General features: G+C 45.0%; 11 protein-coding genes. 1 reads left to right on the forward strand and 10 read right to left on the reverse strand.

All coding sequences use genetic code 11. The annotated features are described in order from the left end of the window. From A4R26_RS20700 to A4R26_RS20720, 5 genes are all read right to left on the reverse strand, one after another. On the reverse strand, positions 1–1,516 hold a 1,516-nt coding region (locus A4R26_RS20700), incomplete at its 3' end, for a carboxypeptidase-like regulatory domain-containing protein (RefSeq protein WP_165760351.1). A 221-nt stretch (positions 1,517–1,737) separates the two neighbouring features. Further along, on the reverse strand, positions 1,738–2,751 hold the full coding sequence (locus tag A4R26_RS20705) for a FecR family protein (protein WP_081167779.1): 1,014 nt from the start codon (positions 2,749–2,751) through the stop codon (positions 1,738–1,740). A 202-nt stretch (positions 2,752–2,953) separates the two neighbouring features. Beyond that, positions 2,954–3,517 carry an RNA polymerase sigma factor gene (locus A4R26_RS20710; protein ID WP_081167782.1) on the reverse strand — a complete coding sequence of 188 codons (564 nt, stop codon included), beginning with the start codon at positions 3,515–3,517 and terminating at the stop codon, positions 2,954–2,956. 87 nt (positions 3,518–3,604) lie between these two features. Further along, positions 3,605–5,839: a peptide-N-glycosidase F-related protein gene (locus A4R26_RS20715; RefSeq protein ID WP_081167786.1), complete on the reverse strand. Its 2,235-nt coding sequence runs from the start codon at positions 5,837–5,839 to the stop codon at positions 3,605–3,607. Positions 5,840–6,636: 797 nt separating this feature from the next. Then, positions 6,637–8,346: a tetratricopeptide repeat protein gene (locus A4R26_RS20720; protein WP_081167791.1), complete on the reverse strand. Its 1,710-nt coding sequence runs from the start codon at positions 8,344–8,346 to the stop codon at positions 6,637–6,639. Between the two features lie 545 nt (positions 8,347–8,891). Between A4R26_RS20720 and A4R26_RS20725 the strand changes: the two genes are divergently transcribed. Next, the gene (locus A4R26_RS20725; RefSeq protein WP_081167795.1) at positions 8,892–10,235 is read left to right on the forward strand and encodes an alkaline phosphatase family protein; all 1,344 of its coding nucleotides are present in this window, start codon (positions 8,892–8,894) and stop codon (positions 10,233–10,235) included. 275 nt (positions 10,236–10,510) lie between these two features. Here the strand turns inward: A4R26_RS20725 and A4R26_RS20730 are convergent, their stop codons facing one another. The 5 genes from A4R26_RS20730 to A4R26_RS20750 form a co-directional block, all read right to left on the reverse strand. Next, positions 10,511–12,184 (reverse strand): sialidase family protein, encoded by a 1,674-nt coding sequence (locus A4R26_RS20730; protein ID WP_081167798.1) that lies wholly within the window; start codon positions 12,182–12,184, stop codon positions 10,511–10,513. A 194-nt stretch (positions 12,185–12,378) separates the two neighbouring features. After that, entirely contained in the window at positions 12,379–14,196 is a 1,818-nt protein-coding gene (locus tag A4R26_RS20735; RefSeq protein ID WP_165760352.1) for a RagB/SusD family nutrient uptake outer membrane protein, read from the reverse strand. A gap of 120 nt (positions 14,197–14,316) precedes the next feature. After that, positions 14,317–17,442, reverse strand: a complete 3,126-nt coding sequence (locus tag A4R26_RS20740; protein WP_081167810.1) for a SusC/RagA family TonB-linked outer membrane protein — start codon at positions 17,440–17,442, stop codon at positions 14,317–14,319. 432 nt (positions 17,443–17,874) lie between these two features. Next, a complete protein-coding gene (locus A4R26_RS20745) occupies positions 17,875–18,435 on the reverse strand; it encodes a hypothetical protein (protein ID WP_081167814.1) in 561 nt (186 codons plus the stop codon). 371 nt (positions 18,436–18,806) lie between these two features. Next, positions 18,807–19,499 (reverse strand): hypothetical protein, encoded by a 693-nt coding sequence (locus tag A4R26_RS20750; protein ID WP_081167817.1) that lies wholly within the window; start codon positions 19,497–19,499, stop codon positions 18,807–18,809. Between the last annotated feature and the right edge of the window lie 445 nt (positions 19,500–19,944).

Genomic DNA, 19,944 nt, shown 5'->3' on the forward strand with positions numbered 1-19,944 from the left:
CATAATAACTGGTAGAAAAATAAGACTGGCTTTTATCGGTACCAGACGATATGGATATGGAATGTTCCTGCATAAAGTTGTTACGGAAAAGCAGGTCGAACCAATCGGTATTGGCTTTTGCATACCGCAACAGGAAGGCGCGCTGAGAAGCGTTGTTATTCTTCAGCACGAAATTGCCGTTTGAATCGAGTGTGCTCAATTGCTCATACATTTTTCCATACACACCGATGTCGCTTCTGTCGAGCAGGTCGGAATTAAGGATCCCTTTGCGCCACAGTTCCGCCAAAACCGACATCTGCTGCGCAGAGTTCATGATATTGTAATCGTTGTATGTTGGTTTGAACTGGGTGCTGTAGTTACCGGTATAGTTCACCGAAGTTCTGCCTGCGCGACCTCTTTTGGTAGTGATCACCACTACCCCGTTCATGGCGCGGGCGCCGTATAAAGCGGTTGCAGCTGCATCTTTCAGGATGTTGAAGCTTTCAATGTCATTGGCATTCAAACCGGCCACAGCAGAACCTAAAAGCGTGGTAGGGTCGCCGCTCGACAACTGGTCGTTCGAGATGTTCACGATATCTTCCAGTACCACGCCGTCAACTACCCATAGAGGTTTGTTATCACCATTGATAGAAGTAGCGCCACGGATGCGCACTTTTGGTGCAGCGCCGAACGTGCCCGACACGTTTTGTACCGATACGCCGGCGGCACGGCCTTCCAGCATCCTGCTCACATCGGTGGTACCGTCCATCTTTATATCGTCCATTTTCAGGTGAACGGAAGAACCGGCAAACTTTTTCTTATCGATATTCTGGTAACCGGTTACCACCACCTGGTCCATATTGGTAGCTTCTTCTTTCAGTTTCACCTGAATGAACCCGTTTTTATGATCGCTTACTTTTATTTCCTCTGTAGCGTATCCCGTAACGGAGAATACCAGCACCGCGTCGCTGCTGATATTTTTAAGTTCGAACTCGCCTTTTTCATTGGTAGCTACCCCGCGGGAAGTACCCCGCACTATGATCGAAACACCTGCCAGGGGCGCCCCCTTTTCGGAGGTAACCACTCCTTTTATGTTTATGTCGTTTGTTGAATGTGCGGGTTCGCCGGGTGTGGCAGACACCTGCCGCACCGGGGAATTATTTTCCGGCCGAACAATAATGCGATCGTCAACCACGATATAGGAAAGTGCATAGGGCGAAAGGATCTTTTTAAGCACTTCGCCTACCGTTTGTTTATGTGCCGATACGCTTACTTTGTTCTTAAGCAGTATTTCGTTATTGGTATGAACAAAAAATACTTTTGCAGTGCTGCCGATCTTGTCAAGGGCATCTTTCAACACCACATTCTTTAACTCGATGGAAATGATCTTATCCAGTACGTTCTGGCGTTTCTTTGCATTGTCGCCGCCCGCCAGCAACTGGCCTGCAACGCCACACAAAAGCAGAAGTAACAGCAGTAAGGTTCTAACACTTTTCCCGGAAGGGCAAAAAGATGCATGTGGTAATGTTTTGTACATACCGTTTCTGGGTTGATTTTAGGTAATAGGCAGATTTGTCGCCGGTTTTTAGCCGTACAACCAAATGCCGCCATAAACATTAAATGGCAAGATGCTTTACAATGAATTACATACGCCGGGGGAGATCAACAGCTGTTTCAGATAAGCACAGAAATGTTGCGCCAGCCGGTCACTACCGGTGAAGGCATGGTTCCCGAAGCGTCAGAATTGGTTTTTCAGGGTTACCGGCAGGTGCCGCCGGTAATAAAGTATCCTTTATTGTTACTTTTCTTTTTAACCGTTGCATTCAGTGACAGGGCTACCAGGCTCAACGCTCTTTCCACATTGTCATTCGCCTGGAAATAACCATAGAAAACACAGCCGTTCATATCTCCTTCCAGGGTAACCGAAGTGTGGTAATACCGCTCCATTTCCCGTACCACTTTTGCAACAGGTACGCCCGTATAACTGAACTTACCGCTACGCCGTTGTTTGTAGTATACGGCTTCCTCAGGTGCGTTCCGCTTCTCAATTTCATTGATGATGATGTTGTATGCCACGCTTTGATTGGCATTGATGATCACCGCCTGCAACTCGTTGGAAGCATTTACGGTTTGTACCTTCACACGCCCCGTCGTTACCACTACCTTCGCTATTCCATTCGGATAAGCTTCCACATTGAACGACGTACCCAGCACTGTAGCGATCACGTAAGGCGTTTGAACGATAAACGGCTTTTCATGGTTGGGTTTTACTTCAAAGTACGCCTCGCCGGTTAAATTCACTTCACGTGTATTGCCGGTGAAGCGTTGCGGATATACGAGCCTGCTGTTCGGTTCCAGCGTTATCAACGAACCATCAGGCAATTTGACTGTTTTTCTTTTACCTGTAGTTACTATCTCCTTATTCGCCGGCGTAAACAACACGCCCGTTTCCATAAACCAATATCCTGCGCCTGCAATTATTATGATCAGCGCTGCAACTGCTATCTTTAAGCGATGCAACCGGATTGTCTGATAAAAGGTCGGGGCCGGAACATAAATACGGCTATGAATTTTTTCAAGGATCTCTTCCGACTGTTTTCTGTCAAGGCTCTTCTTCATGTACGTTATGTCGGTCTCAAAATCTTCAGCCGCTATTTTTTTAATATCCGAAATATCATGATCGTTCAAATATTTCAGCAACCATTCTTCTTCTTCACTGGTCAATTTCTTTTGAGCTAACAAGTATTTTAAATAATCCTGTTTGTCTTTCACCAGTTAGATTTTATATATTATAAACACGGTTTACTAAAGATTTCGGGGGGGATGGAGAGGTGATATTGTTTATATTTTTCTTAACGTTATTCCTTTGGGTTCAAGTGTCATTTTTCGTGAATCGTGAATGGACTCGCGATTATTCAGATTTTATTACGACCCTGCGGCGCCAAAACTCAAGCCGATTGCCGATTGCCGTCCCTCAAACAACACACCCAATCCCCGACACCTTACTCGCATGCTGCCGTACATATTCACTCAAATTAGCCATGGCCGCCGACAAATATTCCTTTACAGTATGCCGTGAGATCTGCATTTCAGCCGCAGCTTCTTCGTAGGTTTTCCCTTCCAGCTTGCACAGCTTTACGATCCGTTGTTTTTGGGGAGAAAGTTGATCTATAGCGCGTTTCAGCAACTGGTAATAATCCTCGTATACGGAAGGGTTCTGGGGAATGGCGTCGCTATCGGCGAGCAGCTTCCGGTGCAGCTCCTGTTCTCTTAGTTTTTTGCGGGTATAATCGATTGATAAATTGAAACTGATGACAAAGATCCAGTTAACGACCGGCTGTTCATAATTGATGTCCTGCCTTTTCTCCCAAAGTCTGATAAATACTTCCTGCAAAATATCTTCCGATACCAGCGGATCTTTTGTAAGCTTCAGGATATTGCGGTACACCACCTGGTAATACCGCCAATACAAACTATCAAATGCCGACACATCGCCTGCCCGCATTTTCACTACTAATTTAGAATCAGGGCTCTTCATAAAATGTACTTTTTTGTGTTAACTATCGGAATAAGGTTGAACAAAAACGCTTTCATATAGAGGCAACCAGAATGATGTATAACAGCTTTACAGTTTTACAATTTTCCTGGAAACCTTTTGTCCCTCCGCTGAACTGATAATTATCGTATAGATGCCTGCCGCAAAACGGTGCCCGCCTACAGTGATCACATTCAATCCTGTATTCAGGTTGTTATTCATTCTGAACAACAGCCTTCCCTGTACATCAACAACCGAAATGTTTGCTGTTTGCGGATGCGGTGAGGTGATACGCACTTTTATTTCTTCATCGAAGGGATTAGGTCGCACATCCACGGCATATTCACTATTGGCAACCGGCGAAAGCGTTACCTTATTACTGTATTTCCAGGAGCCGTCTGCGTAATACAGCTTCAGCCGGTAATAGTGAAATGCGGAATGTACTGAGGGTTTATGTTTTGTACTATAGGATATTCTGGAGGTGGTGTTGCCATTCGCTTTTATTTCTGCAATGGCCGACCATGTTGTATCATTGATGGAATATTTTACGATAAAACGGTCGGTATTCACTTCCTTATTGGTTTCCCACACAAGCAGGTTGGCGGTATCTTTTGCTTCGCCGCTCAACAACAACTGATCTGCCGCCAGCGTATTCGACACGCGGAAATATTGTGTAAAACCGCAACCGAAATCGGGCGCCAGCGTTGCCGGATAGGCGGGCAGTCCATTCGTAAAAGGGATAATGCCGCCATCCCTTTTCCTGGCATAAAGGTATCCCCTGCCCGCAGATGAATTGGCCCACCAGTACAACCCGTCGCAACTGGCATCTGTAACCACCAGCCGGTAACACCCATCAGGCAGCGCTACCGAATCGGTATAAACGGTAAGTGCGCTGGTTGGACTGCGTTGTTTTAAAACGGTACCGCCCAGGTTTTCAATTCGCCATTTCGTTTGTGATGCATAATTATTACTCTTTATGATCATCGCAAACTCACCGGGCCACTCGGGCGCCGCCACAAACGATGATTCCATGTTATTGTTCAAAGCATATCCATCTGCATTGCCATTCAGTTTATCGATGATTACCACGAACCTGTTTACTGTGCCGGTTTTCAAAGTAGCGAGGGCCGACAGATCGGGCAGCGTAATAGCAGTGTCTTTACCTGAAACCAGCGACATGCCCGATGCCGTATAGGTTTGCAATGTTTGCCCCACCACGCCATATTGCAATGAAACCGAACTGATGGTTGTGGCACCTGTGTTTTTAATAACAACGACCGGGTTGCCGCAGATAGGATTTGCCCTGAAATAGCCTTCATAATCATTTGGCGCAATAATGTTCTCTACCGAGGCATCCAGCGCCTGATTATAACCGCCATAAAAGAAAAGCGCTGATTCTACGATATATGAAGCGCCGCCATTGCCGGTGTACGGTTGAAAATTCACATCTACGTTCAGGTTGCTGCCTGCGGTTGTTGCACCCAGCTTATGTACGTTGGTGGTTACGAGTTCACCGGGGCACCACCCTGCCCTGTTGTAAACCCAGGTGCCTGATTGCGGGTACAGGTTGTTGCTGCCACAATTGTCTTTCCACACCGTTTTTGTTTCTTTCAAACTGCTGTTGGCATATACCTGGTAGTATTTGCTGCAGAATTCCGAACAGCCGGTATTGTCGCTGCCATGCCCTGTAACGGTGAAATTCATTTCAGCCTGTTGGGTATTGGCCGGCGCGGTAACATTTGTTGCGGGCAGGTAGTTTTCTATTGGGTCAGCGGCATTGCCAAAAGGCAATGCGCCGTGCCATAATCTTTTGATCCCGGTCACGTTCCGAGGCGGGGTTCCTTCTATAAATGCAAATTTTATGTTACCTGTAAAACCGCCGGAGTAATTATGATAGCTCAACCTGATCGTGGCAGCATTTTTTAACACGGGATAGAAATCGGTGACATCGAAATAATACCGTTGCTTCCAGCCCCAGGGTGTTCTGGGATAAGAGGCATTGGCGTATGGGGTAATAAGCCGCGATAACTCGAACGTATCGGTAGGCGTCATCAAAAAATTCTGAACGGTATAATCCCAGTCGCCACAATACTGGGTACCCGCAGGACACTGGTATTTACCCAGCGTAAATATCATTATGATCTTTCGATAGGAAAGGGAACCGGAGGGAAAAGTTACAGAGGCGTCGAAGTCATTGTACCAGTCGAGCTGTACATCATTTTGTGCCTGAACCCAGGTAGTGTCGCCGGGGCTGGCTAAACTTTTTGCAGAAAAAATAAAACCTAAAACAAAAATTAAAACAAATGCCCGTTCAAAATATCTCATTTGCTGCAGTTGATTTTGGTTGCCGAACTATGACCCGCTTAACGCCGAACAATTAATGCGAATCGTCCCTTTACACTCTTGCGTTGCGCGTTGAGCCCTGAGCGTTTCGCTTTATATTATTATTACGTTAATAGACAGAAAAAAGGGGGATACAGGGTGGCCGCAACACCGGGACAACAGCGGGACAATCGGGATTATCCACAATTTTTCCATTTTCACCCCTTAAAATCAATGATTAGCGCGAAAGAATATTCGCATTAATTTTTCCGAAATATATGCTCCCCGCCTGCTGAACGCGTGGCAAAATAATGATCAGCCTGTAAGCGCCTGTTCCGGAACGTGCTTTCAAATTTCGCGGGTAGCTGCAAAGCAATTGCGGCAGGTTCATATATCGTGAACCCAGTCAGACCCTGGCGGGGGTCCGCTTATACCTTATGTTTATGGAAACTTAAATAGCCGGCCTTACGGGATAGCGCATACCCATGCGGCACAGCGCCGCACACGAAGCGTGCATTTCGTACTGGCCTTTGCCTTTCATCTTATCTCAGGATTCTGTATTTTCCTTCTCCTTTAGGCTTTAGGCGCACAGCTATATTCTGTATTTGCTTTCAGCTTACAGCTTGAAGCTTGCTGCTGTATTTGCCTTCGGCTTTAGGCGCACAGCTATATTCTGTATTTGTTTTCAGCTTACAGCCTGAAGCTTGCTGCTGTATTTGCCTTCGGCTTTAGGCTTTAAGCTTGCTGCTTTCAACTTATAACTTACCACTTAAAACTTACAACTTTCAACTTTAGCTTCCCTACAATCCAGCTACCAGTTCCTCCAGCGCGGCATCATCCAGCACATTGATCTTTTTCCTGATACGCTGTCGTGTTTTTTTGATGGAGTCGGGAGCAATCCCCAACATTCCGGCCATTTCCCGCTTCGACAGCTTTAGTTTCATTAAGGCGAGTAAACGTTGTTCCGAAGGCGTTAGATCGGGAAATCGCTGTTTTAATTTATCGAAAAATCCTATTTGTACCTTTTCAAATAAATTCCTGAACTCATTCCAGTCGTCCTCCGTTAAAATAGAATACTTCCGCAACTTACCGGCGATCTCTTCCTTTTCCTGAAGCATGGTAAACTGCTCGGGTAACGAGTTCAGATGATCTATCTCCTGTTTGAACTGATCTATCAGCTGGTTCTTCTCGCGTACGCTGTCGATATAATAGTTCAACTGCGTCACCGCATTCTTTAGCAATTCCTTATCCTTCTTTTGTTTCAGCTGTTGCCTGAAAATAAGCTGCGCGGCGATCACCAGCACCAGCAGGATCACCACGATGATAAAATTTCGTAATAACAGGCTTTTGCTCTTTTCACTTTCGAGCAGTTTCATTTCCGACAAATGCAGTTCTACCGCTACCTTTTGTTCGGCCTGGCTAAACACCAGTGCATCGCGGCGCTGATTCAATTTGTAGGTAACCCGCCGGGCCGTATCGAGATAGGAAAAAGCGCTGTCGTACCTATTCAGGTATTTGAACAACCGCGCCCGCAGCAAGGCATAATAAACGAACGGTCGAACATCCGGCTGCCGGTTGATCACATCCCGGGCTTCATCCAGTTTCATTGCGGCATCGTTCAATTGCCGTTTATCGAGATCGAGGTCGGCGAGCATACAAATGGTATTGGCCGCACTCGCCCATTCCCCGCTTTCCATACTCAATGCGTAATCGATCTTCAATAACGGAATGGCTTCCTCATATTGTTGCAGAAAATAATGCACCGAGCCGAGGTTACCTGAAATGATACCGATCCAGGGTACGTTTTGCACCGCTTTGGCGGTATCGAGCCCCATATTAAAATATATAACGGCGCTGTCGAATTGTTTCAACTCCCGGTATGCGAGGCCAATGGTGTTCAGCGTTCTAATGGCGTACAAAGAATTAGTGTACGGGTACCTGATTGCTTCTGTGAGGTAATGTTTCGCTTTTTCATAATTCCCGAAATCGCAATAAATATAACCCAGGTCATATAAATAGCGGCTGGCATGCTGATAATTTGCATAACCTATTTTCTGGATAATATTATTGGCCTTTATCATGTATTCGAAGGCCTGGGGAAATTTGTCGTTCTTATAATACAACCACCCCATATTATTATATACTTCAGCTTCGGTTTCTTTTAAGCCGGCAGCCAAAGCCATTTCAAGTGCAGTAGTGAAGAATTGAATAGCCTTATCACCGGAGTGCTCCATGTCATGTTCTTTATGGTAATCGCCCATGGCAATAACCGAGAACAATTTTATTGGTATGTCGTGATTGGCGGAAGCCCATTTGTTGATGCGGTTAAGCGCAATCATTGCCTGGGCTGAGTCGAGTTGAATGAGCTGATCGTTATAGATCCTGCGGGCAACAGCTAGCCGTTCTTTTGGAGCTGCCTTCTGCAGCACGGCTAAATAATCGGTTTGACCGGGCCATGCCACGGCCATAACAGGTAGCAGTAAGCACAATAGTGCAACAGTGGTTCTCATGTTTCAGTTCAGTTAGTTCAGAGGTTCTGGTTAATTTACCTGACCTGCAATAAAGAAATAATTACCCGGCAAAAAAGCAGGAAAACTATTTTGCACATAGCTTCGGGTGCAATGCAGGCAAGGAGGCTGCAGCAATCATTACGTTAAATGGTTAATGCAGGCAAGAAATCTTACTTCAACAACAATCAATTTGTGCGGAGATAACAGGATTGAAAAACAGTCATTAGAACTATGCGATAATAAAAAATTATTCCCAATATAAAAAACTATTTTTTAAAATAGTACTAACCAACTGCTTTCACAGTCTATTGTTTATTGATTTGTTTGCTAAACGAAAAGCAGTTCATAGTTTATGGTTTATAGGTAACAGTTTGATCCACCGATTCAGATCATTCACCCAGCCTGGCCCTGGCTGAAATTCGAATACATTATAATTTCTTCGAATAGAAAACCATAAACCCAAACCAGGGCCTAACAATTAATTCATATTAAATTTTATTACATCAAATTATATTCGCGCGTCATTGAAACACTACTATCTAAAAATGAAAAAAATATTTTTCGCAGCCTGTACGCTTATTTTGTGCAGCTCAAGCATTACCGCACAGGATAAGCACGTTATTCTCATCAGCATAGATGGGTTACGCCCCGAATTTTATAAAGACCCTTCCTGGAACATGGTGCATCTGCGCCAGGCGATGGAAAGCGGCGCTTATGCCGAAGGGGTAGATGGTGTTTTTCCAACGGTGACCTACCCTTCCCACACCACCATGATCTCGGGTGTAAAACCACTGAAACACGGTGTATATTATAATACGCCTTCAGAACCGCTTGGCGTAACCGGTAACTGGATGTGGAAATATGAAAATATAAAAGTGCCTACCTTGTTCAGTGTGGCCAAAGAAAAGGGTTTGAAAACAGCCTCCGTTTTCTGGCCTGTTTCGGTAGGCGGACCAGCCACTTACAACATTCCGGAATACTGGTACCTGCCGGCAGAAAAAGGAAAACCGCGTACTATGGGAAAAGCATTGCAGGAAAACGCCATTCCCGCCGGATTGTATGAAGAGGTTGAACAACATGCAACCGGTAAACTCACCGAACAGGATTGGAACGGTGATTACATTGGCCTTGATGAGAACCTCGCCCGCATGAGCGGTTACCTCATCCGTCAATATAAACCTTCCCTGCTGGCAGTGCACCTGGTAACGGTAGATCATTTTGAGCACGAACAGGGGCGCGATGGCGATAAGGTAAGAGCCGCCATTGCCGGCGTTGACCGCGCCATCAAAAGCATTCGCGAGGCGGTACAAAAAGCAGGTATTGCCGATAAAACCACATTTATAATTACCGGCGATCATGGCTTTGTGGATATTCATTCCAGCATTGCCCCTAACACACTGCTGGCAAATGCCGGTTTGTACGATCCGCAAAAACCTGAGAACTGGAAAGCATACTTTCACCAAAGCGGCGGTGCGGCATTTCTGCATTTAAAAGACAAAAACGACAAACAAATCAAAGAGAAAGTAATGCAACTGCTCAAAAGCCTGCCCCAGGCGCAGCAAAATACCTTTTTTATCAAAACCCGCGAGGAACTGGATGCTGTAGGCGCCGATGGCAATGCCGCATTTGCATTGGCCGGAAAACAGGGCTATACATTTAATAATGCAGCAACCGGCGGGTTTATGCGCGCAGCAAAAGGCGGCACGCATGGATTTTTCCCCGATTTTAAAGAAATACAAACCGGTTTTGTAGCGTTTGGGTATGGTATTAAAAAAGGCGTGGTAATACCGCAAATGGGCCTGGTTGACATTGCCCCGCTGATCAGTAAATTATTACAACTCGATATGCCGGCCGGTGATGGGGTGTTGCTGGAAGGTTTGTTAAAATAAGTTTTTTCGCTCTATTGATAATTGACAGGGCCTTCCGGTTATCCGGAAGGCTTTTTAACTGCAGGAACAATTGATTATCATAAGACTCGTTTTTATATTTTAAACCGTCCCTTACTAATTAAAAACGCACCATAATAGAAAACAATCCCCCTCCAATAATTCAATAAGCTTACCGGCCTCATTTACCTAAAATAATTGAACGATGGCAAATACATTTAACCATCGTTCAATAAATTTTTTCTGCCCGTTTATCTATCAACAACTGAAAGCTTTCACTAAGGCAACAGCTCTTTCAATTTTATCTGCTGAAAAACCATATCGCTCTGGCTGCCTTCATACAAAATACCAATGGTATCATTATCGATACTGGTTAAACAGGAATACCCGCGGCTTTTCCATTCATCGAGCAATATTTTTTTGTTTACCGGCCAGGTAAGTCCATCGTCATAACTCACTTTGATGGTCATATGATGCCTGGTGGTTTTTGAATCAGGATTACTGAATACCAGCATCGATCTCTTTTTCCCCTTCAGTGTATAATCGTGCCTGATGATACTGGCCATACAAACAGGTTCATGCAAAGCACCACGGCTGGCTGGATGTTCAGTCCAGTCCTCACCCAAATTACGGGTTACGGCAATTACCCGGCCGTTGGTGTCACCAGTATCTGTTTTGTTTTTATTATATCGCATGTTAAGCATAACGGCGCCGTCGCTCAATTCAACGGCCATATTTTCTGTCGTAGACTGTTTGAAGGCGCGTTTACCGGTATGCCATGTATTGCCGCCGTCTTTGCTATAAGTGATGGTAGAAAATGCTTTACCCGTTTTATCGCGGCCCTGGGTCGGAAAAACAATGGTTCCATCGCGCAGCGTTATGCCCTGGCCCGGCGCCGGCGCCCACAACCACCAGTCTTCCTGTTTACACTGGCGGGTAATGTTCACCGGTTTGCTCCAGGTTTTGCCATGGTCTTCGCTTTTCACGATCATGAACTGGGCGGTTTGTTTTACATCAAAACCGGGTTGTGAACCGCTGTTTTTCCATTGGTGATTCCAGTCTTTGCTTTCTTCGTTCAACCCTTCTATCCATTTGCCCTGTTCGTTCAATACACCATGCATCCAAAGCCCGGCGACAAAGATGGAACCGGTGTTTTTATCAACCAGGATATTTGCGTCGGAAACGCCGTTGAATTTCTCTGGTAATCCTCCCCAGGCTCCCATATCGATTGCGATCTGCATCGGAAGCCAGGTTTTGCCGCCATCGGTACTGCGGCTTACACCTATATCGATATTTCCCTGGAGGTCGCGACCGCTTTCACGGCGCACATCATAAACAGCCAATAATGAACCGTCTTTTGCGGTGGCCAATCCGGGTATGCGATACGTATGTACACTATCCTGGTTATGCTGTCGCAGTGCAATGCCGGTACGTTGAAGAATTTTTGACTGGCCGCCAATCTGGTGCAACTTACCATTCAGTACGGCATTGATAGTGTTGACAGAAATAAAATGCAGCAGGGACGCCTCATTATTCAATTCTACGGAAACCCAGAAGTAATGATCGCCGGGTAACAATGACAGATCGCATCTGATTGTCAGTTTTGCTGCCGGTTTATCTGCGCTTCCTGTCAATTGTAATTTGTCGACATTCCCCAGATTGCGATAACCCGAGTCGGCGCCGGTATAATATAACCTGAGTTGCTTTATATCTTTCAGCTCGGATGTTCCTTTTGTATCGAACGTCAATTCCGACAAATGCGCATTGGCCACGGCAGCTGCAACACGCATACGGATACGTGCTACCGGGTTATCCTTTTTTAATTTCAATACAGGCACCTGGTAACGTTGTTGGGTAATGACGATCTCCGGTTCCCCGTGCGGTTCTGCACAAACCAACACCGGCAACAAACAAACAGGGAGGCAATACAAAATGAGTTTTGAGATAAGCATTTCTACTGTCAATTTTATTGTACATACTGATGCCCGTTCAAACTGCAACGGGTTATAAAGAAATCTGCAATAGTAAACCTGTAGCATGCAACCGTATTCTGAATTCCCCGGTAACTGGTAACTGGTAACCAGCTCCCATCTCCACAAACTATGCACTATGAACCATGAACTATGAACTGTGAACTGTGAACTAACTAATACCCTGGTGCCTGCACCATGGCAAAGTTCTTGTTCAATTCACTCTGCGGCACGGGGAAGATGTAATATTTATTATCCCAGTTGCGTGTGGAGGTTCTAGTCTTTGCATAAAAATCAGGATCGGTCAAACCTGTGCCGGCATATACATTCACACCGGTAAAATCACCGCCTTGCCGGCCTTCGGGCGTATTGGCAATTTTCCACCTGCGCACGTCGAAGAAACGGCAACCTTCGTAGGCCATTTCAATGCATCGCTCCATTTGAATGAATTTACGCATTTCATCCTGGGTAAAACTGCCGGCCAGCTCCGGAATACCGCCACGGGTACGGATCGCATTCAAATGCTCGAGAATAGCCGGGTTCGAAGGATCCGATTCATTCAATGCTTCGGCATAGCTCAAATACAATTCCCCTAACCTTATATACATAGCCGGCCGCACGATATTGCCTGAGTTGTTCGACAAATTTCTCGATGGATTGGTATGCTTGCGCACCAGGTAACCGGTCTTTGGAAATTTCGGTTCACTGCCATTGGCATTGCCTGAATTGCCTGCCGGCCAGAATTGCACATGCGTTTGTCCTGATTTTGCTACAAATGGTACCGTAGCGCCATTGAATGTAACGATGTTATAAAAACGCGGTTCCCGATTTACGTACATATTGGAAGTACCGGCCACATAATAACCCGCTTTTGCGGTGGCAGTAAAACCGGTTTCGGTATAGTTGCTGCCCGCCTCATTGATCGCCTTTCCATTGATCATTCTGAATTTATCTACGAATTCCTGCGGCATTACCAGCGAGGCATTGAATGAGTTACCGTTCGCAGCCCGTGGGGCCGCATCATTTTCCCAGGCGGAATAGGCGGTATTGGCGCGGGTCCAGATCCCTTCTGTGCTCCAACCGGTAGTAAACAGATCGCGGTAAGACATAAAGGCAGCTACAAACGGATCGGCATTCGATTGTTTAAAAATATTCTTTCCATTGGCTTTGGCATGGTCTATAGCTGTTTTAATGGCTGCCGCCGCTTTGGCCCATTTGCCTGCGTCATAAATGGTATTCATCAATTGTTTACCATCGGGATTCTTATAATCCGCATAATCGGGATTGCCATTATACAGTGGACTTGCATCAAAAAGCAACACCTGTGCTTTCACCGCATCGATCACCAGTTTGTTGATGCGGCCGGTTTGCGTTGCGTCTTCCGTTCCGCCGGCAGTCAAATGTTTATCAGGCACCATTTCCTGCGCAGCATCTAATTCAGCCAGAATATAATCAATACACTCACTCCAGCTGTTGCGCGGCAACTGAAAATCGTCGTCATACCTGGCAACTTTATCACCGACAAGAATTACCGGACCATATAATTTCATCAACGTCCAGTAATAATATGCACGTAAAAAGCGTGCCTCGCCTTTGTATTGACCAATCAGTTCCTCACCATTCGGTTCTTTCAGCAGATTGGTTTCACTGTTTTCGATATTGGCCATAAATATATTGGCCATCCGGATGCCCTGGTAATTACTCGTCCAGATATTGACGGTGGTCACCGGACTTAATATTCCACTGGCCTGCAGGGAAGCGGAGTTCAACTCCAGTTCTTCGGTAAAATTGGCCCAGTAACGGGCCGACCCGGTTGTGGTTGACCAGGGATCGATTATATAACTGTAAACTGACGCCAGCCAGTTCTCGGTCTCTGTCTTGTCTTTAAAAATAACATCGGTTGAAACAAGGTCCTTAGGGATGTTATCGAAGTAGCCTTTCCTGCAGCCTGTTGCCACCCCAAGAAACACTATTATTATAAGTATCTTCTTCATTCTTAAATGCATTTGTAAGTGGTAAATGGTCAATGGAGAATGGTGAAATCCGTGCCGGCAGCCTTTCATTATCACAACCTGCCGCGCCCTGCCGTGATTATACAGGTATCGAATATCACATTAGAATGTCACTCTCGCGCCAAAATTATACGCCCTGATATTGGGATAGAACCCGCCTCTTGTAACGGTTGTGGAACTGGTTCCGGTATCATTCAGTTCAGGGTCCCAATACTTCCATTTCGAAATAGTGAACAGGTTGGTACCGTTGATAAATATCCGCAGGTTTTTGACCCTGTTCCGGCGTAATATCCCTGCAGGTAATGTATACCCCAGCTCGGCACTTTTCAACCTGATGAAATCTGCAGGATGCAACCACCAGCTGCTCACGAGAAAATTTGAGGTAGGATCGAGACTGCTGCTCAACCGCGGATAGAATGGACGGGCATTGGTATTATCGGGTGTCCAGCGATCTTTTATGGCAGCATACAGGTTCGGACTGTTTGCGCCGTTATTAAAAGGTAAAGTTCCATCACCTGAGCCATAAAGCAACCATACCTTACCAGTGCCCTGTACAAAAGCGCCGATATCAAAACCTTTGTAACCAAAGGCAATGTTCAAACCATACATCATCTTCGGCGTACCATTGGCATCCACACGCGACACATCAAAGTTGTTGATCTGTCCATCACCATTCAGGTCGGCATATTTAATATCACCCACCTGTGGGTTACCTGTTTGTTTTGCCCATTTATCGATCTCCTCCTGGCTTTCAAACAAACCAACCGCTGTATATAATTCCTTTGCATCCACTTCATGGCCCTTCCATTCCATCCACGGATATGGTTGCGGCGCCAATCCATCTTCCAGGTTCTTGTTTTTATTATAGGTAAAGGTGCCGGTGAAAGTTAACCAGGTGTTCTTTGCAAACGACCTGTTATATGAAAGCGACACGTCAATACCTTTGTTCAACACAATACCGATATTGCGGATGGGGTTGATGCTGCCGAAACCCGAAATGGTTGGAATGGTTTGGTCGGCGCGAAGCACATCCTCTCTTCTTTCGCGGAATAGCTCCACGATCATTTTGAGATCATTATGCAGGAAATTCATTTCTATACCGAGGTTATGACGGTAAGATGTTTCCCAGGTAGCGTCGGTTGCAATTTGCGATTGCGTATAACCACCGTAGTTTGGTGACAATGAAGATGGCGTTCCGAACTGGTAAACACCTGAAGACGTTTTCGTCAGCATATTCAGGTACAGGAACCTGTTCCCTGAATAACCGCCATTGCCGGTAAGGCCATAGCTATAACGTAGCTTGAAGTAAGATAATACCTCAGTAACCGGTTTGAAGAAATGCTCGCCCGATACCACCCAGCCTACACCAAATGAAGGGAAGAAACCATAACGTTTGGCGGGACTGAAATTTTCAGAACCGGTATAACCGAAATTGCCTTCCACAAAATACCGGTTATTGAAGCCATAAGTAGCACGGCCGGTTAAACCGCGATTTCGTACCGGTGTAGCTGTTGAAAAATTGGTGGCATTGCCATCGATATACTCCGACTGGTTGAATAACAACAAACCACCCACTTCATGTTTACGTCCGAAGTTCGCCTGGTAGTTCAACGAGGCTTCAGAATACATTCTGCGGTTGGTTGACCGTGCGGAAGCAAATGAAAGCAGATCGTTGCTGGTATTTAACTGCCGTGTAATGAGAGTACCATTCGCATCGCGGCCTTCTGCATAATACATGCGGGCAGCGCGCGTGGTGGCTACCGTAGCATCGGTATACACGTCGAATGAGAATAAACCGGAAGCAGACAAACCTTTTACGATCATGCCAAGATCCTGTTTAACCCTGATGTTCGGACGGATGGTTGCAGAGTAATCGTACCCCGAGCCAAAACCAAAAGCAAACCGGGCGGGGCTGCTTCGTCCATCGGGCGTACCGGCCCACTGGCCGTTTGAATATTTTGCCGGTATGATGTGCTGCGGAACCCGCAATGCCTGTTCAAATAAATTGTTCGATACATTGGCAACGGCGCCATCATACGGACCGTTCCTTTTATCCACTATGGCAGCAATGCCCAGATCGAGTTTGGTAGAACCCGTTATGTTCACGCCAATATTGGCTGTGAAATTGTACCGGCGATAATAGGATTTGGTATCGTAGCTTTCGTCTTTATAAGGTTTTATTAAACCGGTTTCATTGTAATAACCGGCAGAAATATAATAATTGGCTTTTTCGGCGCCGCCGCTTACATTGAAATTGGCACGTTGCGTTAAACCGAAATCGCGGAACAGTTCTTTATACCAGTTGGTGTTGGGATAAAGGTCGCGATCGGTGCCGTCGCGATGCAGGGCAATTCTTTCGTCAGTATAAAAAGCATCGCGCCCCCGTGTTTGAAGCGCTTCATTATACAATTCCATCCAGGCAGGCGCATCGAGCAATTCGGGCAGCTGAACAAACTGCGTAACGCCCTGGTTCACCTCTACATTGATCTGCGGTTTACCGGCAACGCCACGTTTGGTGTTGATAAGGATTACGCCATTCGCGCCTCTTGTGCCATACACCGCCGTTGACGTCGCATCTTTCAGTACCGTAAAAGTTTGAATATCTTCAGGGTCAACATCATTGAAACTTCTGTCGGGTACACCATCAATAATGATCAGCGGTGTTCTTGTGCTGGTTCCAAAAGTTGAAACGCCGCGTACAAGTACACTGGCATTATCAGCCCCGGGTCCCCCACCCCTCGATGTGGTAATAACGCCGGAGATCCGTCCGGCCAGCATACCGGCAATATCGCGTGCGGGTAATTTCAGATCTTCAGGCGTAACGGTTGCCTGCGAGCCTACAACGCTTACTTTCTTTTGCTGACCATAACCGATAACAGTCACCTCATCCATACTACCGGCTACTGGTGAAAGTTTTACGTTGAGGTCAACCCGGTTCTTTACCGGAAAACGTTCGAAACGATAACCGGTGTAGGAAAATTCGATGGAGTCGGCAGGGTTTACGTTGATTGAATAAAAGCCTTCCCTATTGGTGGCCGTAGCTATTGTTGTATTGTATATCCGGATAGTTACCCCTGTCAGGGGTTTATCCAGTTCATCAGTGACTTTTCCGGTAACGGTCAAAATACGGTCCTGGGCATTGGCGATGGCCGCCAGGAGTACAAGCGCTACAAATGGCAACAGCAAATACCATTTGCCAGCTAGCAATGGCGATTTCTTCAAGGTCATTAGCGTTAGTTTTTTTGTGCAGGGTTGTTATCTGGATGTTGAAATGAATGGACGGTACAGGGAATTATGCGGGTGAACAGACAGCCACCACAAATAGCAGTTTTTTTTCATGACAAGCATTTTTAAAGCGTTAGTTGTTTTATGTTCTACATAACAAAAATGGAAAAAAGATTCGGTATTCCAAAAAAATTATGTGCGTTCTTTATTTCATCTAACGTAAAATGCTCATTTTTAAGTGGAAGGAATGTTTTGAAATTTGACTGTCGAAGAATATTATGTAGGTCTTATTAATTGGGGCCGCGGTTTCAAAATTGGTAGGTACTGGTTCAAACAGACAAAAAACCCTGTTATTTCTTTCGAAATAACAGGGCCTATAATTTTCTGCAATTGAATATTGTCAGATCTACAATACCCAATCAGCAATTTACCATATTACAAACCGGCTTCAATATCAAACTTGATGGTAGCTGTACCTTCAAGTGTTGTTGTAGTAGCGCGGCGTGCAGTTGCTTTAACTTTGTAATAGAATACAGTTGCACCGAAATGATCTTTCAGGTCTACATCGCTTACGGTAAGATCTAAAGAAGTAGCGTACGTGTCAGGAATGCTTGACTTGCTGGCGAATGTGATGTAGTTGACAGGCGTGATCGCGTTTGAAGCGAAGCCTGCTTCTGCAGCACTGAACGAAGACCAGTTATCATCCTGTGTTGATTTTGTAAGATTCAAAGTGATGCTTTTCACTTTTACTTTCTTAATGTTGCCGATACCGAGGTCAGCATTTTCTTTTTTTAAAACACTGTCAATATTAATTCCCCATTGAAAAGCGGTTTCCTGTATATTACCGGCAGCAACCGGATCAATGGTAAACTTAACATCCGCTGTTTGAAGAGGAACGTTGATCGTAACCAGGTCTTTAACCTTGTCGCAAGAAGTAAAAAGGGTACTAAGAGCCAATACGGTAACAAATCCAAGAGATCTGTACAAAATTTTCATGATACTGATTTTGGGTTAAATTAGGTTCTAATAAACGAACAAATATATAATTTTTGTATCCCTCCTTATAGTAAAATGGTGCGAATGTTTAATTTTTGTATGCAGAAAAACCTTTATTGTATGCAAATGAAAAAAAAGGATCAGTATGCATGAATAATTTACTACTGATAATTTGGAAGTGTCAACTTTTCTTATAAATGAGTATGCAGGTATAGGTTATATCAGTGCAGGTAAATTTACCTGTAATAATACGCTGCTGAAGTGGGCATGCAGGTAGTTGATCTACTGCGGGAATGAAAACTATCGGAGATCACTAATAAAAAGGCTGCCGGCAAACATATGATTGCGGCAGCCCTTTCTTGAAATATACATTAATCTTTCGCTTTTTTGATCATAGGCAATTTTGCATATTGAACCAGTACTGAATCGTAAAGACCCAGCAGGCTCTGCAAGTTGTGATTTAACACATTGATCGCCGGCATTTCGTTAGGTATGGCAACACAGTTGTCTGATTTAACGATATAAGTCAACAGGGGAGCATAGTAGTTGAGACCGTTTACGATCAATGGCGATACTTTACGATAGGTACTGCAGTTGGCATCGGGACAATCGGTAAAGGGATTGTACTCAGCTACGTAATTAGACAATGACTGGCAGGGAACTCCCGTTGAAGGTATTGGAGTTGATGTATACTCTCTAACCAACATAATGGAATCTCTGTAACCCACGATCTGCATGTTTACACCGTTTACATTTACACGATTATCGTTCAACATATTCAACATGGTATTTGATGCCGGAACAGGAACCGTGCTTATACCAGGAAAAAAATGCTTTTTTACTTCATCATTGGCATTCCGGTTAAGGAAATTCTGAATGGAAGCCTGATCAGTGATAACGGTGTTTTGTGTATATATGGCAAGCTCTTTAATTTCCATAGATTCACCGGGATAATAAGACTCAAGAATGGTGTCTCCCGGAACAGTAACTTCAGATTTGTCTTTCTTACATGCATTTAAAAATGCTACAGACACTAACAAAGGGAGCAGGATTTTGTACTTCATCGCGTTTATTATTATAGTTTATATTGAATACACAATGCTATGGCTGGTTAGCACACACACTTCGGCCATTACAGCCGCAACGATGCGTCTATTTACTTTTTCTTCCCGGCTAAAGCTTCGCTAATAGTAATACAGTAAGGCTTTACACCTTATTCTTTTGGCAGTTAGGGGCTAACAATTGTTCAATGTAGGCAAAACAACAGGCAATTTTCGTTTCTGCAATAGATTAGACAAGCGGTTTGCAGATGTAGTTAAAACTCTTGTGGCAATCTGAATCTTTCGTTTCCTGCAATCGGTGGGATTTGATTATCAGGGATGGCAAGTATTTATAATTGTCAAAATTACACATATCAGTTCACATAAACAACAGCCTCGTAAAAAAAGTTCTCTACTAAGAGCAGATTCATCACCGGGAAGTTGCATCTTCCTGTAAATTATTTTTAGA

Source organism: Niastella populi, assembly GCF_002078015.1.
In the GTDB taxonomy this organism is placed as follows: domain Bacteria; phylum Bacteroidota; class Bacteroidia; order Chitinophagales; family Chitinophagaceae; genus Niastella; species Niastella populi.

Coding starts and splice junctions, on each gene's coding strand:
- A4R26_RS20750 (WP_081167817.1), bottom strand. CDS start 19,499: ATGAAGTACAAAATCCTGCTCCCTTTGTTAGTGTCTGTAGCATTTTTA.
- A4R26_RS20745 (WP_081167814.1), bottom strand. CDS start 18,435: ATGAAAATTTTGTACAGATCTCTTGGATTTGTTACCGTATTGGCTCTT.
- A4R26_RS20725 (WP_081167795.1), top strand. CDS start 8,892: ATGAAAAAAATATTTTTCGCAGCCTGTACGCTTATTTTGTGCAGCTCA.
- A4R26_RS20715 (WP_081167786.1), bottom strand. CDS start 5,839: ATGAGATATTTTGAACGGGCATTTGTTTTAATTTTTGTTTTAGGTTTT.
- A4R26_RS20710 (WP_081167782.1), bottom strand. CDS start 3,517: ATGAAGAGCCCTGATTCTAAATTAGTAGTGAAAATGCGGGCAGGCGAT.
- A4R26_RS20730 (WP_081167798.1), bottom strand. CDS start 12,184: ATGCTTATCTCAAAACTCATTTTGTATTGCCTCCCTGTTTGTTTGTTG.
- A4R26_RS20720 (WP_081167791.1), bottom strand. CDS start 8,346: ATGAGAACCACTGTTGCACTATTGTGCTTACTGCTACCTGTTATGGCC.
- A4R26_RS20740 (WP_081167810.1), bottom strand. CDS start 17,442: ATGACCTTGAAGAAATCGCCATTGCTAGCTGGCAAATGGTATTTGCTG.
- A4R26_RS20735 (WP_165760352.1), bottom strand. CDS start 14,196: ATGAAGAAGATACTTATAATAATAGTGTTTCTTGGGGTGGCAACAGGC.